21 protein-coding genes are annotated in these 23300 nt (G+C 62.6%); 17 read left to right on the top strand and 4 right to left on the bottom strand.

From position 1 onward, the window contains the following. Positions 1–31 precede the first annotated feature (31 nt). Positions 32–487, top strand: coding sequence for a hypothetical protein (locus AB5Y91_RS10795; RefSeq protein ID WP_368169778.1), 456 nt, complete (start codon positions 32–34; stop codon positions 485–487). A 53-nt stretch (positions 488–540) separates the two neighbouring features. Here AB5Y91_RS10795 and ppgK read toward each other — a convergent pair whose 3' ends face one another. Together ppgK and queG are read right to left on the bottom strand one after the other, a co-directional pair. Further along, positions 541–1284, bottom strand: coding sequence for a polyphosphate--glucose phosphotransferase (gene ppgK, locus AB5Y91_RS10800; RefSeq protein WP_106885919.1), 744 nt, complete (start codon positions 1282–1284; stop codon positions 541–543). A gap of 83 nt (positions 1285–1367) precedes the next feature. Further along, a complete protein-coding gene (queG, locus tag AB5Y91_RS10805) occupies positions 1368–2522 on the bottom strand; it encodes a tRNA epoxyqueuosine(34) reductase QueG (protein WP_368169779.1) in 1155 nt (384 codons plus the stop codon). A 132-nt stretch (positions 2523–2654) separates the two neighbouring features. On the opposite strand from queG, the gene AB5Y91_RS10810 reads away from it, so the two are divergent. The 10 genes from AB5Y91_RS10810 (at position 2655) to AB5Y91_RS10855 (ending at position 13354) form a co-directional block, all read left to right on the top strand. Beyond that, positions 2655–4157, top strand: a complete 1503-nt coding sequence (locus AB5Y91_RS10810) for an NAD(P)H-hydrate dehydratase (RefSeq protein WP_368169780.1) — start codon at positions 2655–2657, stop codon at positions 4155–4157. 17 nt (positions 4158–4174) lie between these two features. Further along, positions 4175–4648, top strand: a complete 474-nt coding sequence (tsaE, locus tag AB5Y91_RS10815; RefSeq protein WP_041206351.1) for a tRNA (adenosine(37)-N6)-threonylcarbamoyltransferase complex ATPase subunit type 1 TsaE — start codon at positions 4175–4177, stop codon at positions 4646–4648. Beyond that, on the top strand, positions 4639–6171 hold the full coding sequence (locus AB5Y91_RS10820) for an N-acetylmuramoyl-L-alanine amidase (RefSeq protein ID WP_368169781.1): 1533 nt from the start codon (positions 4639–4641) through the stop codon (positions 6169–6171). Before tsaE ends, AB5Y91_RS10820 begins: the two co-directional genes overlap by 10 nt. 218 nt (positions 6172–6389) lie before the next feature. Next, entirely contained in the window at positions 6390–8261 is a 1872-nt protein-coding gene (gene mutL, locus AB5Y91_RS10825) for a DNA mismatch repair endonuclease MutL (RefSeq protein WP_368169782.1), read from the top strand. Positions 8262–8342: 81 nt separating this feature from the next. Continuing rightward, a complete protein-coding gene (gene miaA, locus AB5Y91_RS10830) occupies positions 8343–9275 on the top strand; it encodes a tRNA (adenosine(37)-N6)-dimethylallyltransferase MiaA (RefSeq protein ID WP_368169783.1) in 933 nt (310 codons plus the stop codon). Between the two features lie 72 nt (positions 9276–9347). Then, positions 9348–9611: an RNA chaperone Hfq gene (gene hfq / locus AB5Y91_RS10835; RefSeq protein WP_011704864.1), complete on the top strand. Its 264-nt coding sequence runs from the start codon at positions 9348–9350 to the stop codon at positions 9609–9611. 63 nt (positions 9612–9674) lie between these two features. Then, positions 9675–10961, top strand: a complete 1287-nt coding sequence (gene hflX / locus AB5Y91_RS10840) for a ribosome rescue GTPase HflX (RefSeq protein WP_106885926.1) — start codon at positions 9675–9677, stop codon at positions 10959–10961. An 82-nt stretch (positions 10962–11043) separates the two neighbouring features. Continuing rightward, entirely contained in the window at positions 11044–12192 is a 1149-nt protein-coding gene (gene hflK, locus AB5Y91_RS10845) for an FtsH protease activity modulator HflK (protein ID WP_025328125.1), read from the top strand. Positions 12193–12195: 3 nt separating this feature from the next. After that, the gene (gene hflC, locus AB5Y91_RS10850) at positions 12196–13080 is read left to right on the top strand and encodes a protease modulator HflC (protein WP_106885927.1); all 885 of its coding nucleotides are present in this window, start codon (positions 12196–12198) and stop codon (positions 13078–13080) included. An 85-nt stretch (positions 13081–13165) separates the two neighbouring features. Continuing rightward, on the top strand, positions 13166–13354 hold the full coding sequence (locus AB5Y91_RS10855) for a DUF2065 domain-containing protein (protein ID WP_368169784.1): 189 nt from the start codon (positions 13166–13168) through the stop codon (positions 13352–13354). Positions 13355–13446: 92 nt separating this feature from the next. On the opposite strand, the gene ispB is transcribed toward AB5Y91_RS10855, so the two are convergent. Next, positions 13447–14418, bottom strand: coding sequence for an octaprenyl diphosphate synthase (ispB, locus tag AB5Y91_RS10860; RefSeq protein WP_111912299.1), 972 nt, complete (start codon positions 14416–14418; stop codon positions 13447–13449). Positions 14419–14660: 242 nt separating this feature from the next. Between ispB and rplU the strand changes: the two genes are divergently transcribed. The 4 genes from rplU (at position 14661) to AB5Y91_RS10880 (ending at position 18380) form a co-directional block, all read left to right on the top strand. Then, on the top strand, positions 14661–14972 hold the full coding sequence (gene rplU, locus AB5Y91_RS10865) for a 50S ribosomal protein L21 (RefSeq protein WP_005304210.1): 312 nt from the start codon (positions 14661–14663) through the stop codon (positions 14970–14972). A gap of 17 nt (positions 14973–14989) precedes the next feature. After that, the gene (rpmA, locus tag AB5Y91_RS10870) at positions 14990–15247 is read left to right on the top strand and encodes a 50S ribosomal protein L27 (RefSeq protein ID WP_005311678.1); all 258 of its coding nucleotides are present in this window, start codon (positions 14990–14992) and stop codon (positions 15245–15247) included. A 188-nt stretch (positions 15248–15435) separates the two neighbouring features. Then, positions 15436–16641, top strand: coding sequence for an Obg family GTPase CgtA (gene cgtA / locus AB5Y91_RS10875; RefSeq protein WP_005327243.1), 1206 nt, complete (start codon positions 15436–15438; stop codon positions 16639–16641). Positions 16642–17009: 368 nt separating this feature from the next. Beyond that, on the top strand, positions 17010–18380 hold the full coding sequence (locus AB5Y91_RS10880; RefSeq protein ID WP_368169785.1) for a YjiH family protein: 1371 nt from the start codon (positions 17010–17012) through the stop codon (positions 18378–18380). A 71-nt stretch (positions 18381–18451) separates the two neighbouring features. On the opposite strand, the gene AB5Y91_RS10885 is transcribed toward AB5Y91_RS10880, so the two are convergent. Next, on the bottom strand, positions 18452–21337 hold the full coding sequence (locus tag AB5Y91_RS10885) for an HD domain-containing phosphohydrolase (protein WP_368169786.1): 2886 nt from the start codon (positions 21335–21337) through the stop codon (positions 18452–18454). 232 nt (positions 21338–21569) lie between these two features. On the opposite strand from AB5Y91_RS10885, the gene AB5Y91_RS10890 reads away from it, so the two are divergent. After that, a complete protein-coding gene (locus tag AB5Y91_RS10890; RefSeq protein ID WP_163155730.1) occupies positions 21570–22559 on the top strand; it encodes a luciferase-like monooxygenase in 990 nt (329 codons plus the stop codon). A gap of 171 nt (positions 22560–22730) precedes the next feature. Continuing rightward, positions 22731–23216: a 2TM domain-containing protein gene (locus AB5Y91_RS10895; protein ID WP_368169787.1), complete on the top strand. Its 486-nt coding sequence runs from the start codon at positions 22731–22733 to the stop codon at positions 23214–23216. The last annotated feature ends 84 nt before the right edge of the window (positions 23217–23300 follow it).

Here is a 23300-nt window from a genome sequence, read left to right on the forward strand (position 1 = left end):
GGCAGGAGGTGGACGGCAGGAGGAAGCCAAGATGCGATTTCAACAGATCAAGGACCTGATGCTTTACCTCGAGCAACTGCATCAGCAGCAGGGGCGCAGTTACGGGCGCCTGATCCCCCAGGTGGATGGGGAGCGCAGCCGGATGTTGCTGGCCTATCTGCAAGGGCGGGAGGACGCGGCGGCGGCCCACCTGCACGACTATCGGGAGCAGATGGGGAGCGGGGTCAAGGAGACCTGGCTGGATCAGGGATTTGGCGTGGATCTGCTGGCCGATTGCCAGCGTCTGGCACTGCCCGCCGCTGCCCAGCCCGACGAGATAGTGACCCTGGTGTCGCGGCAGGAGGAGACACTCGTTGGGGAGCTGGGGCGCCTGGCCCGGGAGTGCCCCACGCCGGATACGGCCGCGCTGCTAGCCTCCCTGGCGTCCATGGCGCAATCCCGGTTGACCCGGCTGGTGCACGGGGCCCATCGGCTCGACGACCTCTAGGGCGCCATGGCAGAGGCCCGCTCAGGGCCTCTTGCTCCTTTGCTGGGGTAGACTCAGCCCTCTTGCCGGGCCGCGCCGTAGAGGGCGGCCCCTATGATGCCGGCCTGGTTGAGGTTGGCCGCCGCCACCAGGGGGGCCCGGGTCTCTATCCGGTCGATGAACTTGTCGAGCTTGGCGGCGCTGCCGCCTCCCAGGATGAAGAGATCGGGGGAGAAGAGGAACTCGAGGCGGGCCAGGTACTTGTTGAAGCGCTTGCCCCAGCGGTTCCAGGAGAGATCCTCGCGCTTGCGCACCGCATCCGAGCAGTAGTGCTCGGCGACCATGCCTTCCAAGATGAGATGGCCCAGCTCGGTGTTTGGCAGCAGCTGGCCGTTGACGAACACCGCAGTGCCTATGCCGGTGCCGACGGTGATGAGGATGATGACCCCCTTGCGATCCCGGCCCGTGCCGAAGCGCATCTCGGCCAGCCCGGCCGCATCGGCGTCGTTGAGCACGTGGCAGGGCAGGCCGGTCACGTCGGCGAACAGGTGGGCGGCGTCTGTCTCGATCCAGCTCTTGTCGATGTTGGAGGCATTCTTGGCGATGCCGTTGTGGATGGTGGCGGGGAAGCCGCACCCTATGGGCCCCTTCCACTGGAAATGCTCGACCAGCGCCTTGAGGGTGTGCGCCACGGCGGCCGGGGTGGCCGGTTGCGGCGTGGCAATGCGGTGGCGCTCGCCAATCAGTTCGCCAGTCTCGGTGTCCACCAGGCAGCCCTTGATCCCGGAGCCGCCAATATCTACTCCCAACATCTGCATCCGAATCTTCCTTTTATTGTGCCTATGGTCAATGGTCGGCAGAGCATGAAAAAAGTGCTGTCATCCGGCAAGGGCCAGATCACTTATGCGTGATCCGGCAGGCCTTTTTCGATGCAGCGGATCAGCAAACGGGTCTTCTTGTTCTCTTTCTCCTGGCGCGCTGCCAGGGTCGCCAGCGCCCACTCGATGTGCTCGGCCACCATGGGCTCGGCGCCTGGAAGCGCCTGCAGCAGGGCCGCCATGGCATCGCTGCTGGCCGGGCCGTTGCCCAGCGCCACCGCCAGGTTGCGGCGCCAGCGTTGATAGCCGATGCGGCGAATGGGGCTGCCTTCGGTGTGCTTCAAAAATGCCGCCTCCGACCACTGCCACAGGTCGAGCAGGGGTGGGCGGTGCAGATTGGGGCGGGGGCTGAAGTCGGGCTCTGGGCTCGCATCCGCATAGCGATTCCAGGGGCAGATGAGCTGGCAGTCGTCACAGCCATAGATGCGGTTGCCCATCAGCGGCCTGAACTCTTCCGGGATGGGGCCGTCGTTCTCTATGGTGAGATAGGAGATGCAGCGCCGCCCATCCACTACATAGGGGGCTATGATGGCGCCGGTGGGGCAGATGTTGATGCAGGCCACGCACTTGCCGCACTGCTCTTTTTCCACCGGGGCATCGACGGGCAGCGGCAGGCTGACCAGCAGCTCCCCGAGAAAGAAGAAGGAGCCGGCCGACTCATTGAGCAGCAGCGAGTGCTTGCCCACCCAGCCGAGCCCAGCCTTGGCCGCCAGGGGGCGCTCCAGTATGGGGGCCGAATCGACGAAGGGGCGCCACTCCCCCGGGGTTTCCTGCGTGGATGGCAACAGCGCCTGGCAGCGCTGCTCGATACGCTCCCCCAGCTGCTTGAGCCGGTTGCGCAGCACCTTGTGGTAGTCGCGCCCCAGGGCATAGCGGCTGATGTAGCCCAGGGTGGGGTCCTTCAGCGTGGCGGCAAAGCCCGCCTCGAAGGGGAGATAGTTCATCCGCACCGACAGCACCCGCAGGGTGCCCGGCAGCAGCTCCTGGGGCCGGGCCCGCATCATGCCGTGGCGCGCCATGTAGTCCATGGTGCCGTGATGGCCGGCATCCAGCCAGGCCTGCAATCTGGGCTCCTCGAGGGCGAGATCCGTGTCCGTGATGCCGACCTGGTCAAATCCTAGCTCCCGTGCCCAGAGCTTGATATCGTGGGCCAGTTGCGCGAGTTCGGCGGCCGTCATTGTGTCTCACCTGCCTGCTGGCAGCGGCATGGCGCCCGCGGCACTGAGGGTGACGAGGGCCGTGCGCCGTCATGGCACGCCATATGCCAGGCCAGGAGTCGGGCCAGTGGATGATGAAGGTGGGGAGCCGTCATGGTACAGGTTATCGAGGACGCTATCGGCAAAAAACAAGGCATCAGTCTAGCACAGCCCCTGTGGCGGGCCGAACAGATCCGCAAGATGGAGCAGTGCTGGGCCGAGCGTGAGGGGCAAGCCCTCTACGCCCTGATGGAGCGGGCCGGCGCCGCCCTGTGCAGCTATGCCCGCCATCACTGGCCCCAGAGTCACCACTGGTGGATCTTCGTCGGCCCGGGCAACAACGGGGGGGATGGCTATGTGCTGGCCCGCCTCGCCCGCCGACTCGGTCTAGAGCCCCTGGTGATAGCCGCCCGGGCGCCTGGGCTGCTCAGAGGGGACGCCAGGCGGGCCGCCGACGAGTGGCTGGCGGCGGGAGGAGAGGTGATGATGGCCGATGTGCTCGAGGGGGCGCCGCTCCCTCCACCGGATCTGGTGATAGATGCACTGCTCGGCACCGGTGTCCAGCTCCCCCTCTCCTCGCCAATGACAAAGATCGTCGCAACAATCAATGACTTGAATGCCCCGGTTCTGGCGGTGGATCTCCCCTCCGGGCTCAATGCCGACACCGGCCGCGCCATGGGGGCCCTGGTGCACGCCACCCGCACCCTCAGCTTCATCGGCATCAAGCAGGGCATGCTCACCGCCGACGGGGTGGACGGCGTCGGCCAGCTCGACTGGGATCCCCTCGGGGTGGTGCCTGAGGCCGACCAGGTGCCCGCCGCCGAGCGCCTGGATTATCCCCGTATAAAGAACCTGCTGACTTCCCGTTCCCGCTCGGCCCACAAGGGCAAGCACGGCAAGGTGCTGCTGGTGGGGGGCAACCTGGGGATGCAGGGGGCCATACTGCTGGCGGGGCAGGCCTGCCTGCGGGCGGGGGCGGGTCTGGTGCGACTGTGCCAGCACCCGGACTCTCCCCCCGCCAGCCTGGTGCAGCCCGAGCTGATGGGATGCCCGGCCGGGAGTGACGAGGGGTGGGCCACGGTGCGAGTTCTGGGGCCCGGGCTCGGTCAGGATGAGTGGGGAAGGGCCCAGTTCGAACACTACCTCAGCGCCAGTCTGCCCCTGGTATTGGACGCCGATGGATTGAATTGGCTGGCGCAGGCACCCCGTCATCAGGATAATTGGGTGCTCACGCCCCACCCGGGGGAGGCGGCCCGCCTGCTGGGGTGCGCCGTCGCCGAGATCGAGGCGGATCGTTTCGCCGCCGTTTCCCGGCTGCAGCAGCGATACGGCGGCGTGGTGCTGCTCAAGGGGGCGGGCTCGCTCATCTGCGATGGCCAGTGCATCAGCCTCTGCGATGAAGGCAATCCCGGCATGGCCAGTGGCGGCATGGGGGATCTGTTATCTGGTATAATCGCCGCCCTCCTGGCCCAGGGCTGGTCTGCCGGCATGGCCGCGCGACTGGGGGCCGTGATCCACGCAGAGGCCGCCGATCTGGCCGCCGCCGAGGGTGAGCGGGGCATGTTGGCATCGGATCTGCTGCCCTGGATCCGCCGTCTGGTCAATCCGACACCGTAACAAGTAACAAGAAGAACATGGCAAAAACCTTGATGATGACACTGCCGGACGAGGCAGCAACTGTGGCACTGGGTGGCCGTCTGGCGCAGGCGTGCCAGCAGGCCACTACCGTATTTCTGCACGGCGCCCTCGGGGCCGGCAAGACCACCCTGACCCGCGGCTGGGTGCAAGGGCTTGGCCATCAAGGCAAGGTCAAGAGTCCTACCTATACACTGGTGGAGCCCTATGAACTGGCCGACTGGCAGGTCTATCACTTCGATCTCTATCGACTGGCGGATCCGGAAGAGCTGGAATTCATGGGCATTCGGGACTATTTCGGCGCCGACACCCTCTGTCTGGTGGAGTGGCCGGAGAAAGGGGAGGGCTGGCTGCCATCCCCCGATCTCGAGATTACCCTGACGTATGTGAACGAGCAGCGCGAGGCCCTGATTGCGGCCCGCACTGCTATTGGCGAAGCCATTCTGGAACGGTTGTCATCTCAGTGCGCTTGATCCTTGTTATTGCCCTCTCCCTGATGGCCTTACCCTCCTGGGCGAATCAGCTCAAGAGTGTGCGGGTCTGGCCATCGCCGGATAACACCCGGGTGGTGCTCGACATGAGCAGCGCCCCCAATTTCAACTACTTCACCCTGAGCGGCCCGAGTCGCCTGGTGATCGATCTCAAGGGGGCGAGCAACGCCGCCAACCTGGCTCGCATCGAGAACAAGAGCGAGCTGGTGCGCAAGATCCGCGAGAGCACGCCCCTTGAGAAGGGCAGTATGCGTCTGGTGCTGGATCTCAGCTCAGCCATCAAGCCGGTGGTGTTCCCGCTGGCACCGGCCGGCCCCTATGGCCATCGCCTGGTGATCGATCTGCCCTATGAAGAGAAGGGTGGCGCCACGGCGCAGCCCGCTCCCGTCGGCGGTCAGGGCAAGGCCATCGTCATCGCCATCGACCCTGGTCACGGCGGTGAAGATCCCGGCTCCATAGGCCCGCGCCGCACCTACGAGAAAAGGGTGACCCTGTCGGTGTCCCAGAAGCTGGCGGCGCTGATCGACCGCGAGCCGGGCATGCGTGCCGTGATGACCCGTCGTGGTGACTACTTCGTCGACCTCAACAAGCGCTCCGAAATCGCCCGCAAGGCCAAGGCGGATCTGCTGGTGTCCGTGCATGCGGACAGCTTCCACAACTCCACGCCGCGCGGCGCCTCGGTCTGGGTGCTGTCGACCAATCGCGCCAACCGCGAGATGGGTAGCTGGCTGGAGAAGCAGGAGAAGCAGGGGGAACTGCTGGGCGGTGTGGGCAAGGTATTGGCCGAATCCGACCCCAATCCCTATCTGGCGCAGACCTTCCTCGATCTCTCCATGGACAAGTCCAGGGCCGAGGGCTATGAGGTGAGTCGCCAGATACTGCGCTCCATGGGACGGGTTGCCCGGCTGCACAAGAAGGCACCGGAGCACGCCAGCCTGGCGGTGCTCAAGGCGCCGGACATTCCCTCCGTGCTGGTGGAAACCGGCTTCATCTCCAACCATGCGGAAGAGAAGCTGCTGGCCACTGCCAGCTACCAGGATCAGCTGGCCCGCGCCATCTTCGAGGGGATCCGCAGCTACTATCGCAGCCACCCGACCAAGGGCCCCATGATGACGGGCAAGGGGCAGCGAGTGGCCAGCGCCAGCCAGCCTGTGGCGAAAAAGGCGGCAGTTGCCCCCGCGCCCCGGCAGCAGGTGACCAACCGGATGCCAGCGACAGTGCCGAGCCGCAGCAGTGATGGCGGCGCCCCGGTCAGCAGCGTCGGCAGCGCCTCCGGTGCCGGGGTGATCAAACCCTACAAGGTGGCGGCCAAGGAGCCGAGCGTGCCGGTCGCAAGCGTGCAGAGCGACGACAAGTCCCAGATGATCCGCCACGTGGTCACCCGCGGTCAGAGCCTCTCCCGCCTCGCCGAGAAGCACGGCGTGAGCCAGGCGCGGCTGGTGGAGATCAACAAGCTCAAGTCACGGGATATCCAGATAGGGCAGGTGCTCTATATCCCGAAATAAATGGGCTGTTTTAGTGATTGTCCGGGTTGATAGCCCATCGAAAACACGGTTGTCATTGGGTTAACCCCCTCCCAGCCTCCCCTTCAAAGGGGGGGAGTCTTGTGCTCCCTCCCCTTGCGAAGAGGAGGGCTGGGTGAGGTTGATGTGTTCATCTTTTCCATGTTGGGCTTCGCTCAGCACCAACCTAGATCCCCAAGGTTAAAAAGCAGGAGTCAGCCATGCCGATCCGTATATTGCCTCCTATCCTGGCCAACCAGATTGCTGCCGGCGAGGTGGTGGAGCGGCCCTCCTCGGTGGTGAAGGAGCTGGTGGAAAACAGCCTGGATGCGGGGGCCGACCGGGTCGAGATCGACATCGACAAGGGGGGCTCCAAGCTCATCCGCATCCGTGACAACGGCAGCGGTGTCGCCAGGGACGAGCTGGTGCTGGCGCTGTCACGGCACGCGACCTCGAAGGTGGCGACCCTGGATGACCTGGAAGGGATCAACAGCCTCGGTTTTCGCGGCGAGGCGCTCGCCTCCATCAGCTCTGTCTCCCGTCTTACCTTCACCTCCCGCACCGCGGAGCAGTCCGAAGCCTGGCAGGCGCAGGCCGAAGGGCGCGAGATGAGCGTCACCGTCAAGCCGGCGGCCCATCCGGTGGGCACCACAGTGGAGGTGGTGGATCTCTTCTTCAACACCCCGGCGCGGCGCAAGTTCATGCGCAGCGAGAAGACAGAGTTTGCCCACATCGACGAGCTGGTACGCCGCATCGCGCTCTCCCGCTTCGACATCACCCTGATCCTGCACCACAACGGCAAGGTGGTGCGCCAGTACAAGGCCGCCAATACGGTGCCTGAGCAGGAGCGCCGCCTCGCCGCCGTCTGTGGCACCCCCTTCATGCACCACGCGCTGGCGGTGGAGAGCGAGCACAGCGACGTGCGCCTGTGGGGCTGGCTGGCACTGCCCGCGGGGGCCAGACCGCAAAACGATCTGCAATACACCTATGTGAACGGCCGCATGATGCGCGACAAGCTCATCAACCACGCCATCCGCCAGGCCTATGACGAGCTGCTGCCCGCCGGCAGCTTCGCCGCCTATGTGCTTTACATAGAGCTGGATCCCCGTCAGGTGGATGTGAACGTCCATCCCGCCAAGCACGAGGTGCGTTTCCATCAGGCGCGGCTCATTCACGACTTTATCTTCCAGGCGCTCTTTACCGCCCTGCGCCGGGAAGGGGCGGGGGCCAGCGAGCAGGACGAGCCGCTGGCCGAGAGCCTGGTCGAGCTGCCGACCAGCCCGCAGATAGAGTATCCAGGCCAGGCGCCGCGCCCCGAGTGGTATGGTGCCGAGCACAGCTATAGAGCCCCCGCCCAGACGCGGGATGGCGGCGCCGTGCGCGAAGGTGCAGGCCGCGCGGGTAACTACCAGCCCCCCGAGCCCCCCAGCCGGGAGGCGATGCGCGGCATGGGCGCCCTGCTCACCACACTGCCGGTGGTGGGGGAGGCGTCTCAGGCTGTTCCCGCCACCCCGGCCGGTCCGTCGCCCCAGGGGACTCGCGCCCTGACCCTGGTGGAGCAGGCCTATCTGCTGATCGAGCGGGAGGGACAACTGGCGCTGCTCTCCCTGGTGCGGGCCGAGCGGGTGCTGCTGCGCCACTGGCTGCTGGAGACCTGGGGCCAGGGGCTGGCGGCGCAACCCCTGCTGCTGCCGGTCTCCTTCAAGCTGCCAAAGAACCTGATTGCGCTGGCGGAGGAGCAGGAACGTTTGCTCAAACGCATGGGGCTGGAGTTGAAAAGCGGGGGGCGCGACACCATGATCCTGACTCGGGTGCCCGCCTTGCTGCGCCAGACCGATCTGGTGCGTCTCTTACCCGAATTGCTGCAATTGATCGAGAGCGGATCTGACAGTGATGCCGACCAGCAGGCTGAAGTACTATGCCAGTGGCTGGTGGAGCAGGGGATAAGCACCGAGAAAATATATGATTTTTCAACGGCCAGCCGGCTGCTGACGGAACTTGTGACCGATTTCAGTGACCAACTGGCAGACATTCGCATGGTCCGCCCTCTGTCGTTGGCGGCCGTGCTGGAGGGGTTTGCACGGGGCGATTGAGTCGCCGGGGCTGACCTCTTCAACTAATTGAACACTATTTGCATGGGGCGCCTCCCGACGGGGCGACCGTGCCAGAGGAACATGAAAGTGGCTGACTTGCCGACTGCAATTTTTCTGATGGGGCCGACGGCCTCCGGCAAGACGGATCTCGCCATCGCTCTGTGTCAGGCCCTGCCCTGCGACATCATCAGCGTGGACTCCGCGCTCATCTATCGCGGCATGGACATTGGCACCGCCAAGCCGACTGCCGCCGAGCTGGCCCAGGCCCCTCATCGCCTGATCGACATCCTGGATCCGGCCATGAGCTATTCGGCGGCGGATTTTTGCCGCGATGCCCTGCGCGAGATGAAAGAGATCGCCGACCGCGGTCGCATCCCGCTGCTGGTGGGGGGCACCATGCTCTACTTCAAGGCGCTGCTGGAGGGGCTCTCTCCGCTGCCCTCCGCCGATCCGGCCATTCGCGCCGAGATTGAGGCAGAGGCCGCTCGTCTCGGCTGGCAAGCCCTGCACGATGAGCTGGTGCGCATCGATCCTGTGGCCGGTGCCCGCATCCACCCCAACGACCCTCAGCGGCTCAGCCGGGCGCTCGAGGTTTATCGCATCAGCGGCAAGACCCTCACCGAGCTGACCCAGGTGCAGGGGGAAGGCTTGCCCTACCGGGTGCACCAGTTTGCCATCGCCCCCTCCGATCGCGCCGTGCTGCATCAGCGTATCGAGCTGCGTTTCGACAAGATGCTGCAGGGGGAGTTCGAACAGGAGGTCAGGGCGCTCTATGAGAGGGGTGATCTTCACCCGGATCTGCCAGCTATTCGTTGCGTTGGCTACCGCCAAATGTGGGACTACCTGGCAGGGGAAGTGGGATATGATGAGATGCGTTATCGTGGCATCGTGGCCACCCGTCAGCTGGCCAAGCGCCAGATGACCTGGTTGCGTGGCTGGCCCGACCTGACCTGGTTGGAATCTGGTGAGTCTGGCAATATGGCCAGGGTGGTCGCCCGAGCTGGTGCGGCTTGACACTCCCTGTATAATCAGGTTGTTATATTGATATCCGGTGTTTAAAAACAACAAACTATAAGGAAAAGAAAGATGGCTAAGGGGCAATCTCTCCAAGACCCGTTTTTGAATGCGCTGCGCCGTGAGCGGATTCCTGTTTCTATCTATTTGGTGAACGGCATCAAACTGCAGGGTCAGATCGAATCGTTTGACCAGTTTGTCATTTTGCTGAAGAACACCGTGAGCCAGATGGTCTACAAGCACGCCATTTCCACCGTGGTGCCAGCCCGTGCCGTCAACCATCACCAGCACGCCCCGGGCGCCGCCGGTGAAGAGCAGGGTGAAGCCGAGGCGTGATATCCCGCGGCGAGCCCACTCGCCAACTCAGAATCATCATGATACCTGTCAAGGAGCAAGCGCTTGTTTGACCGTTACGAAGCTGGTGAACAGGCCGTTCTGGTACATGTCAACTTCAGCGATGAGGGTGAGCGGGAGGATCTGGACGAGCTCAAGATGCTGGTGAGCTCGGCCGGGGTCAATGCGCTGGGGGTGATCACCACCAGTCGCAGCGCGCCCAGTGCCAAATATTTTGTCGGCAGCGGCAAGGCGGAAGAGATCGCGTCCCAGGTCCAGATGCTGGGTGCGGATGTGGTCATCTTCAACCATGCCCTGACTCCTGCCCAGGAACGCAATCTGGAGCGTCTGTTCCAGTGCCGTGTGGTGGACAGGACAGGCCTCATCCTCGATATCTTCGCCCAGCGCGCCCGTACCCACGAAGGCAAGTTGCAGGTCGAACTGGCCCAATTGCGCCATCTTTCTACTCGCCTGGTGCGAGGCTGGACCCACCTTGAACGTCAGAAGGGCGGCATAGGTCTGCGCGGCCCGGGTGAAACCCAGCTTGAAACCGACCGACGCCTGCTGCGAGAGCGCATCAAGGCGATTTTGCGCCGGCTCGACAAGGTGGCGAAGCAGCGGGAGCAGGGCCGTCGCGCCCGTAACCGCAACGAGGTGCCGACCGTGTCGCTGGTGGGCTACACCAACGCCGGAAAGTCCACTTTGTTCAACCAACTTACAGATGCCAGCGTGTATGCTGCCGACCAATTGTTCGCAACCCTGGATCCCACCCTGCGTAAATTGGTGATCCAGGATGTGGGTGATGTGATCCTGGCGGATACAGTTGGATTTATTCGGCACTTGCCCCATGATCTGGTCGCGGCCTTCAAGGCGACGCTGCAGGAGACCCGCGAAGCGGACCTGCTGCTGCATGTCGTGGACTGTGCCGATGAGCAGATGCAGGAGAATGTCGATTCGGTGCAGACCGTTTTGGCCGAGATCGAGGCGGACGACCGCCCCCAGCTGATGATCTGCAACAAGATTGACAAGCTGGCGGATCGTCCGGCCGGTCTGGAGCGGGATGACGAAGGGCGCCCGCAGCGGGTCTGGCTGTCGGCCCAGACAGGTGAAGGCAGTGAATACCTGTTCCAGGCCCTGACCGAACTGCTGGCCGGATCCATGGTCCATCACACCCTGCAGTTGCCGCCCTCGGCCGCGAGATTGCGCAGTGCGCTCTATCGGCTGAAAGGCATCGAGCAGGAAGGTTTCAGCGAGGAGGGGGATTTTGTCCTGGAGGTACGCTTGCAGCTTGCCGACTGGAACCGCCTCATGAAACAAGAAGGTGAGAGTTTACAACGCTTTATCAGACACTGATCCGGCGATGAAGACAGACTTCGTCAAGGGTTGATGGTCCGATAGAGATGATATCCATCCGCATGTATTAATGGAGACGCTGATGGCTTGGAATGAGCCTGGTAACAACGGCAAAGACCGTGACCCTTGGGGGAACAACGGCAAGAATCAGGGACCCCCTGATCTGGATGAGATGCTGCGCAAGGTGAGCCGTCGTTTCGGTGGCCTGTTCGGTGGTGGCAAATCGGGTGGTGATGTGGGCAAGTTTGGCCTCTCCATCGCCTTGGTGGTGGCCGTGGTGGTGTGGGTCGTCAGCGGCTTCTACACCATTCGCGAAGCCGAGCGGGGCGTGGTGCTGCGTTTTGGGGAGTACTCCCATAACGTGGATCCGGGTCTGCGCTGGAAGCCGACCTTCATCGATCGGGTGATCCCGGTGGATGTGGAATCGGTGCGCTCCCTGCCTGCCTCCGGCTTCATGCTGACCCAGGACGAGAACGTGGTCCGGGTCGAGATGGACGTGCAGTACCGCGTGGTCGATCCCGAGCAGTATCTGTTCAGCGTCACCAATGCCGACGAGAGTCTGAGCCAGGCCACCGACAGCGCCCTGCGCTATGTGGTGGGTCACACCAAGATGGATGATGTCCTGACCACGGGTCGGGAAAAAGTCCGTCAGGAGACCTGGCAGGTGATCGATGGCATCATAGAGCCCTACCAGATGGGTCTGCAGATCGTCGACGTCAACTTCCTGCCGGCGCGTCCGCCGGAAGAGGTGAAAGACGCCTTCGATGACGCCATCTCCGCCCAGGAAGATGAGCAGCGCTTCATTCGTGAAGCGGAAGCCTATGCCCGTGAAGTCGAGCCCAAGGCCCGTGGTCAGGTCAAGCGTCTGGAACAGGAAGCCGAAGGCTACAAGTCCCAGATCGTGCTGAAGGCCAAGGGTGAAGTCGCGCGCTTCAACGAGCTGCTGCCCCAGTACCAGTCCGCCCCCGAGTTGACTCGTGAGCGTATCTACCTGGAAACCATGGAAGAGCTCTATCAGCAAGCCAACAAGGTGCTGGTCGACATGCCTGCTGGCAACAACAGCATGATCTACCTGCCGCTCGACAAGCTCTCCGGCAAGGCGAATGCCGTGCAACCGGCGCGTCCGGCAGGCACACCTGCGGTGGAGCCGGCCCAGCCGTCCAACGAAGGGGCCAATTCCACTCCGACCCCGCTGCGTGGCGGTGACCGTTTCAGCACAGGGAGAAACTAATAGATGAAGAAAATAGCTATTGGTGTCATCGCTGTGGCCGCCATGGTCTGCTTCTCTTCCGTCTTCATCGTCGATGAAGGTCAGAAGGGCATAGTCGTGCAGTTTGGCAAGGTGAAGCGGGTTGACTCCGGCGAGCCGCGTCTCTATGAGCCGGGCCTGCACTTCAAGGTGCCGCTCATCGATCAGGTGCGCAAGATGGATGCCCGCATCCAGACCCTGGAAGGCCAGGCGGATCGCTTCGTCACCTCAGAGAAGAAAGACCTCATCATCGACTCCTACGTGAAGTGGAAGATCGAGGACTTCTCCAAGTACTATCTGGCGACCGGCGGTGGCAACAAGATCCAGGCCGAAGACCTGCTCAAGCGCAAGATCAACAACGGTCTGCGTTCCGAGATCGGTAACCGTACCATCAAGGACATAGTCTCCGGTGAGCGCAGTACCGTGATGGAAGATGCCCTGATGAAGATGGCTCGCTCCTCCGAGCTCGGCATCAAGGTGGTGGATGTGCGCATCAAGCAGATCAACCTGCCGGTGGAAGTCTCCAGCTCCATCTATCAGCGGATGCGTGCCGAGCGGACTGCAGTAGCCCGTGAGCACCGCTCCCAGGGCCGCGAGCAGGCCGAGATCCTGCGTGCCGACATCGACCGCAAGGTCACCGTCATGATCGCCGACGCCGAGAGTAATGCGCGTCAGCTGCGTGGTGAAGGGGATGCCGAAGCCGCCAAGATCTATGCCGACAGCTACAAGAAGGACCCCGAGTTCTTCAGCTTCGTGCGTAGCATGGAGGCCTATCGCAAGAGCTTCGCCGGCGGCAACGACCTCATGGTCTTGAAGCCTGACAGCGAGTTCTTCCGCTACCTCAAGTCGCCTCACGGTGACAAGCAGTAAGCAGGCATAGCGCCATAACCCAAAGGGCCTGATGATTCAGGCCCTTTTGCTTGATGAGACAAGGGCCCAGAGGGCAGGAGGAGTCATGCTGACAGCCATCTTGATGGGAGTGGGGCTGTTGCTGCTGTTCGAGGGGCTGGGTCCCTTGCTGGCGCCGAGGGCCTGGCAACAGATGCTGAGACTGATGAGCGATCAGCCGCCGGAGCAGCTGCGTCGCATCGGCGGTTGTCTGGTGGTGGCGGGGGCCGTCATCCTCTGGGCGCTGTCCCATTGAGCAGTCAAGAGAGTGCTGACGCCTGAAAGCAAAGCGCAGACCATAAAAAAGAGGCCTATGGCCTCTTTTTTCTTGAATGCTGACACATTGGCTCAGGCGCTGCGCTGTACCGCCATCTGGGCCAGGGTCTCCAGCGCCTGCCTGTGCTGGGAGTCCGGCAGGATGGCGAGGGCGGCAATGGCCTTGTCGGCCTCTTCCCGGGCCCGCTCGCGGGAATACTCCAGGGCACCGGTGCTATCCAGGATGGCCAGGATGCGGTCGAGATGCTCCATGCCGTTGCGGTGCTCGATGGCGTCGCGGATGAGCTGACGCTCTTCCGGCGTGCCCACGGCCATGGCACGCAGCAGCGGCAGGGTGGGTTTGCCTTCGGCCAGGTCGTCGCCGACATTCTTGCCCATCTCATCGCTCTGGGAACAGTAATCCATGACGTCGTCGATGATCTGGAAGGCGGTGCCCAGGTACTTGCCGTAGTCGGTCATGGCCTGTTCGACGGGCTCGGGCTGATGGGTCAGCACGGCGGCGAGGCGGGTGGCGGCTTCAAACAGCTTGGCGGTCTTGCAGTAGATGACCGTCATGTAGCTCTCTTCCGTGGTGTCCGGATCGTTGCAGTTCATCAACTGCAGCACTTCCCCCTCGGCTATGGTGTTGGTGGCATCCGACAGGATTTCCATCACCCGCAAGTTGGAGAGCTCGCTCATCATCTGGAAGGAGCGGCTGTAGAGGTAGTCACCGACCAGCACGCTGGCGGCGTTGCCGAACAGCGCATTGGCGGTCTCCCGGCCGCGGCGCAGGTCGGATTCATCGACCACGTCGTCATGCAGCAGGGTAGAGGTATGAATGAATTCGATGATGGCGGCGAGCTTGAGATGGTCCTGACCTTGGTACCCCAGTGCGCGGGCGGCCATTACCGTCAGCATGGGGCGCATCCGTTTTCCGCCTGCACTGACAATGTAGAAACCCAGCTGGTTGATCAGGCTGACATCGGACTGGAGTCTGGCCAGGATCAGTTCATTGACCGCCGTCATGTCGGCGGCACAGAGCGCACGGATAGTCTGTTGGTCCATAAGTCTCGTAACGTGACGGCAGCAATTACTGCGTTTTTAGCAATGGCGGGGATTCTACACGATTTCACAATGGGTTACAGTTAAGCGTTTATTCACGGCGGCAGATATGCGCACAAAATAAACTTTTTGCTAAATTGGCCTTGCCTAGGCAAATCGTTCTGCGTAGAATGCCCGCCCATTGTTATAGGTTTTTGCGCGTGTCTGGCCTTGAGCAAAAGACACGCCTTTACGGAGTTAATCAAATGTACGCGGTATTCCAAAGCGGCGGAAAACAACACCGTGTGGCCGAAGGTCAAATCGTTCGTCTGGAAAAGCTGAACGTTGAGACTGGCGCTACCATCGACTTCAACGAAGTTCTGATGGTTGCTGCAGGCGACACTTTTAAAGTAGGTGCTCCTTTCGTTGAAGGTGGCAAGGTTGTAGCTGAAGTTGTGGCTCACGGCCGTGGCGAGAAAGTGACTATCGTCAAGTTCCGTCGTCGTAAGCACCATCGTAAGCAAGCGGGCCACCGTCAGTGGTTCACTGAAGTCAAAATCACTGGCATCAGCGCTTAATTAGAGGAGTCCGATAAATGGCACATAAAAAAGCTGGCGGTTCATCCCGCAACGGTCGCGATTCTGAAGCTAAACGCCTTGGCGTTAAGCGTTTCGGCGGCGAAACAGTTCTGGCAGGCAGCATCATCGTTCGTCAACGTGGTACCAAGTTCCACGCTGGCACCAACGTTGGCCTGGGCACGGATCACACCCTGTACGCGAAAGCGACTGGCAAGATCCTGTTCGAAGTTAAAGGTCCGCTGAATCGTAAGTACGTCAGCATCGTTGCTGAGTAATTACGGACCGCAAGGATCCGAAGCCCCGCCAACAGGCGGGGCTTTTGTTTTTCTGATGAGTTTGACGAAAAAACGGCACGCGGATGAGCCGGCGCAGACGGGCCTCATCGGCCAGTTGCGTCTCGCCCCAAGGGGCCTGTACCACTATAATTGCGTATCGGTTTTTCGAATTAAGGTGACGGTTACCTATGAAGTTTGTTGATGAAGTCCAGATTCGAGTCGATGCCGGTGACGGTGGTAACGGTTGTGTGAGCTTTCGCCGTGAAAAGTACATCCCGAACGGTGGTCCGGACGGCGGTGATGGTGGGGACGGCGGTGATGTCTATCTGATCGCCGACGAGAACCTGAACACCCTGATCGACTACCGTTTCGAACGTTTCCATGCCGCCGAGCGTGGCGAGAACGGCCAGAGCGCCAACTGTACCGGTCGTCGCGGCAAGGATCGCACCCTGCGCGTCCCGGTCGGTACCCGCGCCAGCGATGAAGATACCGGTGAACTGCTGGGGGATCTGACCACCCACGGCCAGAAGCTGCTGGTCGCCAAGGGCGGTTTCCACGGCCTTGGCAACACCCGTTTCAAGAGCTCGGTCAACCGCGCCCCCTATCAGAAGAGCAACGGCACCCCGGGGGAAGTACGCACCCTGAAGCTGGAACTGCTGCTGCTGGCGGACGTCGGCATGCTGGGTCTGCCCAACGCGGGCAAGTCCACCTTCATTCGCGCCGTCTCTGCCGCCCGCCCGAAAGTGGCCGACTATCCCTTCACTACCCTGGTGCCGAACCTGGGTGTGGTGCGTGGGGAGAACTCCCGCTCCTTCGTCATCGCCGATATCCCCGGTCTGATCGAGGGTGCTGCCGAAGGCGCTGGCCTCGGTATCCGCTTCCTCAAGCACCTGGAGCGTTGCCGTGTGCTGATCCACCTGGTGGATATCTGCCCGGTTGACGGTTCCGATCCCGCTGAGAATGCCGTGACCATAGTCCGGGAGCTGGAGAAGTACAGCCCCGAGCTGGCAGGCAAACCGCGTTGGCTGGTGTTCAACAAGATGGATCTGATCCTGGAAGAAGAAGCCCAGGAAGTGATGGACAGAGTCAAGGCCGCGCTGGCCTACGAAGGCCCTGTCTACCAGATCACCGCCATCAGCAAGGAAGGCACCAAGAAGGTCTGCTACGACATCCTGGATCTGCTGGACACCATGCCCCGTCAGCTGGAAGCCGATGCCAAGGCCGCCATCGAGAAGGTCGAGTTCAAGTGGGACGACTACCACAAGAACCAGCTGGCCCAGGCCGAGGCGGAAGCCCTGGCAGCTTCCAAGGCCTTCGATGAGGCGCTGGACGAGGACGACGACTGGGATGACGAAGACGACGACGGCGTCGAAGTGATCTACGTACGCGACTGAGACACTCTCTCGTGACAAGACCGGAGCCCCGACAGGCTCCGGTTTTTTTATGGGAGGATCGACGGGATCACCATATAGATATATTTCTCATGCCACTTATTGCCTGCCAACCGCAACTGATTATACTGCGCCCCTGAACGTAACCAATTTGAAACATTATGCTAACCTGTCAAACTGAATTGATATGCATGACTGTTTTGGTTTGTTCTTATGGATGGTTCGCCTGATAAAATATTTATGCTTGAAATAATCCATTAAAAGCTTGTTTGTGCAGTTTTTTGGGTTATTCTTGCGCCCGTTTGCCGGGCGAGGGCATGAATATGCAGGCTGCCTGGCTGAAGGAAAAGTCATATTTAAGGCTGTCTATCATGTTGGAAAAGACCCTGGAAGCACCGGCGATCCGTACTCGCCGCAACGTGCTGATGTTTTTGATCCCGTCGCTCATCGGGATCCTGCTGTTCATGACCCCCGTCATCTATGACGGCAATGTCACCATCCCCGTCGCCGTGCTGGCGAAGCTGGTACAGACGGTGTTTGCCGACTATCTGGTGGCCATGGTCAGCGCCATCATTACCACCACCATGCTGATGACGTTGATCGCCTGGTTGTTCAAGCCGGCGATCCTGGTGAGACGCCCCTTCCTCAACAGCCTGTTCAACGTCTCCCCCTTCTGGGCCTGCGTGCGGGTGCTGGGGGGCCTCTTCGTGCTGCTGACCTTCTTCGAGGCTGGCCCCGAGGTGCTGCGTTCCGGGGCGACCGGTGGCCTGGTGCTGCACGATCTGCTGCCGGTGCTGTTCTCCGTCTTCATCTTCGCCGGCTTGCTGCTGCCGCTGCTGCTGGACTTCGGTCTGCTGGAGTTTGTCGGCACCATGATGACCCGCATCATGCGCCCTGTGTTCCGCCTGCCGGGTCGCTCCGCCGTGGATTGCTTCGCCTCCTGGCTGGGGGATGGCAGCGTCGGCATCCTGCTCACCAGCAAGCAGTACGAGGGCAAGTTCTACACCCAGCGTGAGGCCGCCGTCATCGGCACCACCTTCTCGGCTGTCTCCATCACCTTCTGTCTGGTGGTGATCTCCCAGGTGAAGCTGGAGCACATGTTCGTCCCCTTCTACCTGACCGTCTGCCTGGCCGGCGTGGTGGCCGCCATAGTGGTGCCGCGCCTGCCCCCGCTCTCCTGGAAGAAGGATGTCTACAGCGACGGCACTCCCCTGTGCCGCAAGCAGGAGGCCATTCCCCATCAGCACAGCGTGCTGAGCTATGGCTATCAGCGTGCCCTGGCCAAGGCCGACAGCATGACGGATCTCGGCGCCGTGGCGCGGGAAGGGATTAAGAACGCCCTGGACATGGTGTTTGGCGTGTTGCCGGTGGTGATGGCGATCGGGACCTGCGCCCTGATGCTGGCCGAGCACACCCCCATCTTCAACTGGCTGGGTGCTCCCTTCGTGCCCTTGCTGGAGTTGCTGCAACTGCCAGAGGCCGAGGCGGCGTCCAAGACCATCATGGTCGGCTTCGCCGACATGTTTATCCCGGCTGTGCTGGCCTCGACCATAGAGAGCGACATCACCCGCTTCGTGATCGCCGCCATGTCGGTGACCCAGCTCATCTATATGTCGGAAGTGGGCGCCCTGCTGCTGGGCAGCAAGATCCCGGTCAAGCTGTGGGAGCTGTTCGTCATCTTCCTGCTGCGCACCCTGGTCACCCTGCCGGTCATCGCCGGCGTGGCGCACCTGCTGTTCTAAGGGGCTGCCTGGAGATGAAAAACGGTCAACCTGGGTTGACCGTTTTTTTATGGGCGTTTGGGGGATAGCGGCTAGCGCGGCTCCGCCAGCAGGGCCTGACAGGCTGCCTCGTCCAGCTGCTCGGGGGCGAGGAAGCGCAGGGCATAGTCCCGCCAGACACCGCTGTCGACGAAGAGCTCGAAGAGCGCCCCGTCTATGTGCCGCTCCTGCACCATGCGCAGCATTATGGTCAGCGACTGGGAGACCGTCTTGCCCGACTTGTAGGGGCGATCGCTTGCGGTCAGGGCCTCGAAGATGTCGGCGATGGCCATGATGCGGGCGGGGATGCTCATCTGCTCACCCAGCAGCTGACGCGGGTAGCCGGTGCCGTCCATCCGCTCGTGATGGCCCCCCGCGATCTCCGGCACCTTGCGCAGGTGACGGGGGAAGGGGAGCCGCTCCAGCATGCGGATGGTCTGGATGATGTGATCGTTGATCTTGTAGCGCTCCTCCTCGGTGAGGGTGCCACGAACGATGGCGAGGTTGTAATGCTCCCCCCGGTTGTAGAGATGGGTGGGGACCCTGACCTTGAAGCCCCAGGGATTGTGCCTGGCCAGATTGTCGTGGGCGGGGCGGGGAATGAGGTGGACCGGCTTGTCGGCCAGCAGCGGCTCGCGGCAGGGCAGCGGAGCCGCCTCCCCGGGATGGCGCCTGAGCTCCTCCGGGCTGACGCCGAGGCGATCATCCAGGGTGCGCAGCCAGGTGCGGCTGGCGATGGCATCGAGCCGCGCCAGTTTTTCCGGTGCCATCCACTCGCCTCCCAGGTTGCACTCGGCGACGAAGGCGAACTCCTGATCCAGCATCTGCCAGGTCGGGGCCACGGCCTCGAGGGCTGCCTGTTGCTCGGGGGCAGGTAATCGGGCCGCCAGCGCCTCTATATGGGCGTCGCGCTTGAGCACCTCGAAGCGGGTGCGGATCTCGTGGATCCTGTCGTAGATGGTCTCCAGCTTGGTGGCCTTGTCCACCACGAACTCAGGTGTGGTGACCTTGCCGCAGTCGTGCAGCCAGCTCGCGATATGGATGGCCTCCCACTCCTCGTCGTTGAGGGTGAAATCGCCAAAGGGGCCCTGGCGTTGGGCGCAGGCCGCCTCCGTCAGCATGCGGGTCAGCTCGGGCACCCGCTGGCAGTGGCCTCCGGTGTAGGGGCTCTTGGCGTCGATGGCGCCGGCGATGAGCTCGATAAAGGCCTCCAGCAACTGCTTTTGCTCCTCCAGCAGGCGCTGATTCTCGATGGCGGAGGCGGACATGCCCGCCAGCGCCTCTATGAGGCTGATGCGCGACGCCAGCTCCCGTGGCGCGCAGTCCGGCAGGATCAGCAACAGGCAGCCGATCAACTCCTGGCGGTGGTTGTAGAGGGGCTCGGCCAGCAGCTGGCGGGGGCCGGGGAAGGGGCCCCATTCGACGAGGTAGTGCGACCACTGTTCGGCATCGAGGGGCAGGCTGAGCCGCTCGGAATGATAGAGGCCGCCGAGCAGGGACTCCTGCCAGTGCACCCGCTCACAATCCAGGGGCTGCCGTTGCCAGATGGCCTGAACCGCCTTCATCTGCTTGTCCTGGGCCAGATAGAGGCAGCCGCCCTCCGCCTGGGCCGCCGCCACCGTCTCGTGCAGTATGCGGCTGAGCAGGGAATCGAAGCGGTGCTCCGCCGCCAGCGCCAGACCCATGCTCATGAAGTTGCCGAGGGTCAGTCGCATGCTGGACATGGCGCGGGCGAGATCGTCTATCTCGCGGATCGCCGAGTCTGGCCGCTCGCTCTCGCCGAAGTCGAAGTGCTGGATCCGCTCGGCCTCTTGCGTCAGTGCCAGCAAGGGGGCGGCGGTGCGCCTCGCCACCAGCCAGATGACGGGCAGCAGCAGCAGCAGACCGGCCAGGGCCCAGGCCAGGTTGCGCAGGGCATCGTGGCGGGCCGGTGCGGTGAGTACGTCCGCCGGTACCAGCAGGGCCAGGTAGAAGGGGGAGCCCTCGTCGAGGGAGGAGAGGTTGACCAGCCAGTCGCTGCCATCCTCGGCGGCCAGGGTCAGCTCGGTCGGCGCATGCAGCAGGGTGGGCCTGGATGCCATCTCCTGCTGCAGCTTGGCCAGTATGGGGTGCTTGAGCGCCGACAGCATGGGCAGGCGACTCAGCTGTTCGAAGCTGGGCAGCCGCTTGGGATCCGTCGCCAGCAGGGTACCGAACTCATCGAACAGCACCAGCTGGCAGTGGCTCGGCAGGGGCAGCTCGCCGATGAGGGAGGAGAGCCCCTCCACGCCTGCATCCAGCCCTATCACCGCCCGGCGATCGTCGCTCTCCACCGCCAGCGTCATGCCCGGCTCCTTGGTGGTGAAGAAGAGATAGGGGTGGGTCACTATGATGCCCGTGCCCCAGCGGGCCTCCTTGTACCAGCCGCGATCGCGGGGATCGAACTGGTAGTCCGGCATGGGCCGCCGCTCCAGGAGCCGCAGGCGCTGGTCGAAATAGAGGAACTCTCCCCGGCCCTGACTCAGGCTCTGCACCAGCAGGTGGCTTCCGGGAGGGGGGTTGTCCAGCAATCCTCTGGCCCGATCGGTCAGCTTGCGTACCAGGAAGAAGTCGCCGTTCTCGTAACCGGCATAGATGGCGCCATAACTGGCGCTGTTGGCCAGCACCTCGGCCAGCTGGGGCAGGTAGCCGAGGCGGGACTCCAGGCTGGTCATGGCGGCCAGCTGGCCACTGCGCAGCAGGCTCAGGGACATGCGCGCAGGGCGCTGGTTCAGCTTGATGGCGAGAGACAGCTGTTCCCTGTACTGCTGGAAGTTTTGCCGTTCGTGCTCCAGCCCCTGCTGCATGCCCTGCTGGAACTGCAGCATGATGAGGGCGCCCCCCAGCACGGAGAACAGCAGTATGAAGAGGGTGGCAATGTGCACGTAAAAGGGCTTGCTGCCGAGGCTTGCTTTTGTCATGGACCTATCCTTGTCCTACGGGCGCTCCCCGCGATGATCTGCCAACAGTGTGCTCGCAAGATGACAAAAAGCATAGGAGGTGGGGGCCAGAAGAGGAACCGATATCTTCCGGCGCTCCCCTTGTCGCGAGCTGCATGGCGCGGATCCCGGCAGCCTGGTCAGGTGATTCATTCAGATATCTCGTGCTACATTGCTCCACTGGTGAATCGCCTGTGAATCAATGGAGTGTCCCATGTCTGCCATCCCCTATTCAGTCCTGGATCTGGTGCCCGTCCCCGAAGGAAGCCAGCCAGCCGAGTCGTTTCGTCATTCGCAGGATCTGGCCCGCCATGCCGAGCGCTGGGGCTACCACCGCTACTGGCTGGCGGAGCACCACAACATGCCGGGGATCGCCAGCGCCGCCACCTCGGTCCTGATCGGGCATCTGGCCGGTGCCACCAGCACACTGCGGCTGGGGGCCGGCGGCATCATGCTGCCGAACCACTCCCCTCTGGTTATCGCCGAGCAGTTCGGCACGCTGGCCTCTCTCTACCCGGATCGCATCGATCTCGGTCTCGGTCGCGCGCCTGGCACGGATCAACGCACCATGCAGGCGCTGCGCCGCCAGCGCAGCGGCGAGGTGGATGACTTTCCGGCGGACGTGCGCGAGCTGATGGGCTACTTCGGTGACGAGGTCGGCGCCGTGCAGGCGGTGCCCGGTCAGGGGCTGCATCTGCCCATCTGGCTGCTGGGTTCCAGCCTCTACAGCGCGCAACTGGCGGCGGCAATGGGCTTGCCGTTCGGCTTTGCCTCTCACTTTGCTCCCGGCCTGCTGTTGCAGGCACTCGAGATCTACCGTACCCAGTTCCGCCCTTCCGCGCGCTGGCCAAAGCCTTATGCGGTGGTTTGCATCAATGTGATCGCTGCCGACACAACCCGGGAGGCCCGCTTCCTGTTCACCACGCTCCAGCAGCAGTTCCTGCGCCTCTATCGGGGTGATGCCGGCAAGCTGCCGCTGCCGGTGCAGAGTCTGGGAGAGGAGTGGTCGCCCCGGGAGCTGATGGCGATGGAGCAGACCCTGGCTCGATCCCTGGTGGGGGATCCGGATCAGGTGCGTCACGGCCTCAAGGCCCTGTTGGCCGAAACCGGGGCCGACGAGCTGATGTTCAACGGTCCCATCGTCGATCATCAGGCCAGGTTGCGCTCCTTCGAGATCGCCGCCGAGCTGATGCGGAGCCTGTGAAGGCCTGACCGGGCGCGCTGGTCTGTGCGCCCGGGCATAGGTATCAATCCAACAGCTAGTTACAACTGATTGATTTTAAAGAATAGTCAGGTGGATGTCGGCCCTATGTCGTGTCACCTCTGGCCTCACCGGCCCTATGCTGGCCCTGTCAGTCACCACAAGGAGTTCGAGATGATCGTCAGGAAGTTGAGATTGCAACGGGGTTGGTCCCAGGATCAGTTGGCGACCCTGACTGGCTTGAGTGTCCGCACCATACAGCGGATCGAGCAGGGCCAGCAACCTGGACTGGAATCCCTCAAGGCCCTGGCCTCCGTCTTTGAGCTCGATGTGACTCAACTGCAGGAGAGCGAGATGAAAGGGAACGAGACAGATAGTCAGGGGATAGTGCATGTGGCCAGGGATGAGCGGGAGGCGATGAAGTTCGTCGAGGGGCTCAAAGGCTTCTACGGCCACCTCATCAGCTATGTGCTGGTGATAGGGGGTCTGTTTGTCATCAACTACCTGAGCAACCCGGACTATATCTGGGCCTGGTGGCCCATGCTGGGCTGGGGGCTGGGCCTGATGTCCCACGCCATCAACCTGTTCCAGCCGTTCAAGCTGTTCGGGCCCGACTGGGAGCGACGCCAGGTCGAGAAACGGCTGGGGCGCAAGCTGTAAGCCGCTACCTCACCCCATAAAGCACGGGCCCGGCAATGCCGGGCCCGTTTTATTGTCCGTCTATCGCCTAACTCGGTGCTGGCT

It is taken from the genome of Aeromonas sp. R4-3 (genome assembly GCF_040908275.1).
In the GTDB taxonomy this organism is placed as follows: Bacteria; Pseudomonadota; Gammaproteobacteria; order Enterobacterales; family Aeromonadaceae; genus Aeromonas; species Aeromonas rivipollensis.

Bases quoted from the DNA above. Each gene is read 5' to 3' on its own strand.
- AB5Y91_RS10795 (WP_368169778.1), top strand. From the start codon at position 32: ATGCGATTTCAACAGATCAAGGACCTGATGCTTTACCTCGAGCAACTG.
- ppgK (WP_106885919.1), bottom strand. From the start codon at position 1,284: ATGCAGATGTTGGGAGTAGATATTGGCGGCTCCGGGATCAAGGGCTGC.
- queG (WP_368169779.1), bottom strand. From the start codon at position 2,522: ATGACGGCCGCCGAACTCGCGCAACTGGCCCACGATATCAAGCTCTGG.
- AB5Y91_RS10810 (WP_368169780.1), top strand. From the start codon at position 2,655: ATGGTACAGGTTATCGAGGACGCTATCGGCAAAAAACAAGGCATCAGT.
- tsaE (WP_041206351.1), top strand. From the start codon at position 4,175: ATGGCAAAAACCTTGATGATGACACTGCCGGACGAGGCAGCAACTGTG.
- mutL (WP_368169782.1), top strand. From the start codon at position 6,390: ATGCCGATCCGTATATTGCCTCCTATCCTGGCCAACCAGATTGCTGCC.
- miaA (WP_368169783.1), top strand. From the start codon at position 8,343: ATGAAAGTGGCTGACTTGCCGACTGCAATTTTTCTGATGGGGCCGACG.
- hfq (WP_011704864.1), top strand. From the start codon at position 9,348: ATGGCTAAGGGGCAATCTCTCCAAGACCCGTTTTTGAATGCGCTGCGC.
- hflK (WP_025328125.1), top strand. From the start codon at position 11,044: ATGGCTTGGAATGAGCCTGGTAACAACGGCAAAGACCGTGACCCTTGG.
- hflC (WP_106885927.1), top strand. From the start codon at position 12,196: ATGAAGAAAATAGCTATTGGTGTCATCGCTGTGGCCGCCATGGTCTGC.
- AB5Y91_RS10855 (WP_368169784.1), top strand. From the start codon at position 13,166: ATGCTGACAGCCATCTTGATGGGAGTGGGGCTGTTGCTGCTGTTCGAG.
- ispB (WP_111912299.1), bottom strand. From the start codon at position 14,418: ATGGACCAACAGACTATCCGTGCGCTCTGTGCCGCCGACATGACGGCG.
- rplU (WP_005304210.1), top strand. From the start codon at position 14,661: ATGTACGCGGTATTCCAAAGCGGCGGAAAACAACACCGTGTGGCCGAA.
- rpmA (WP_005311678.1), top strand. From the start codon at position 14,990: ATGGCACATAAAAAAGCTGGCGGTTCATCCCGCAACGGTCGCGATTCT.
- cgtA (WP_005327243.1), top strand. From the start codon at position 15,436: ATGAAGTTTGTTGATGAAGTCCAGATTCGAGTCGATGCCGGTGACGGT.
- AB5Y91_RS10880 (WP_368169785.1), top strand. From the start codon at position 17,010: ATGTTGGAAAAGACCCTGGAAGCACCGGCGATCCGTACTCGCCGCAAC.
- AB5Y91_RS10885 (WP_368169786.1), bottom strand. From the start codon at position 21,337: ATGACAAAAGCAAGCCTCGGCAGCAAGCCCTTTTACGTGCACATTGCC.
- AB5Y91_RS10890 (WP_163155730.1), top strand. From the start codon at position 21,570: ATGTCTGCCATCCCCTATTCAGTCCTGGATCTGGTGCCCGTCCCCGAA.
- AB5Y91_RS10895 (WP_368169787.1), top strand. From the start codon at position 22,731: ATGATCGTCAGGAAGTTGAGATTGCAACGGGGTTGGTCCCAGGATCAG.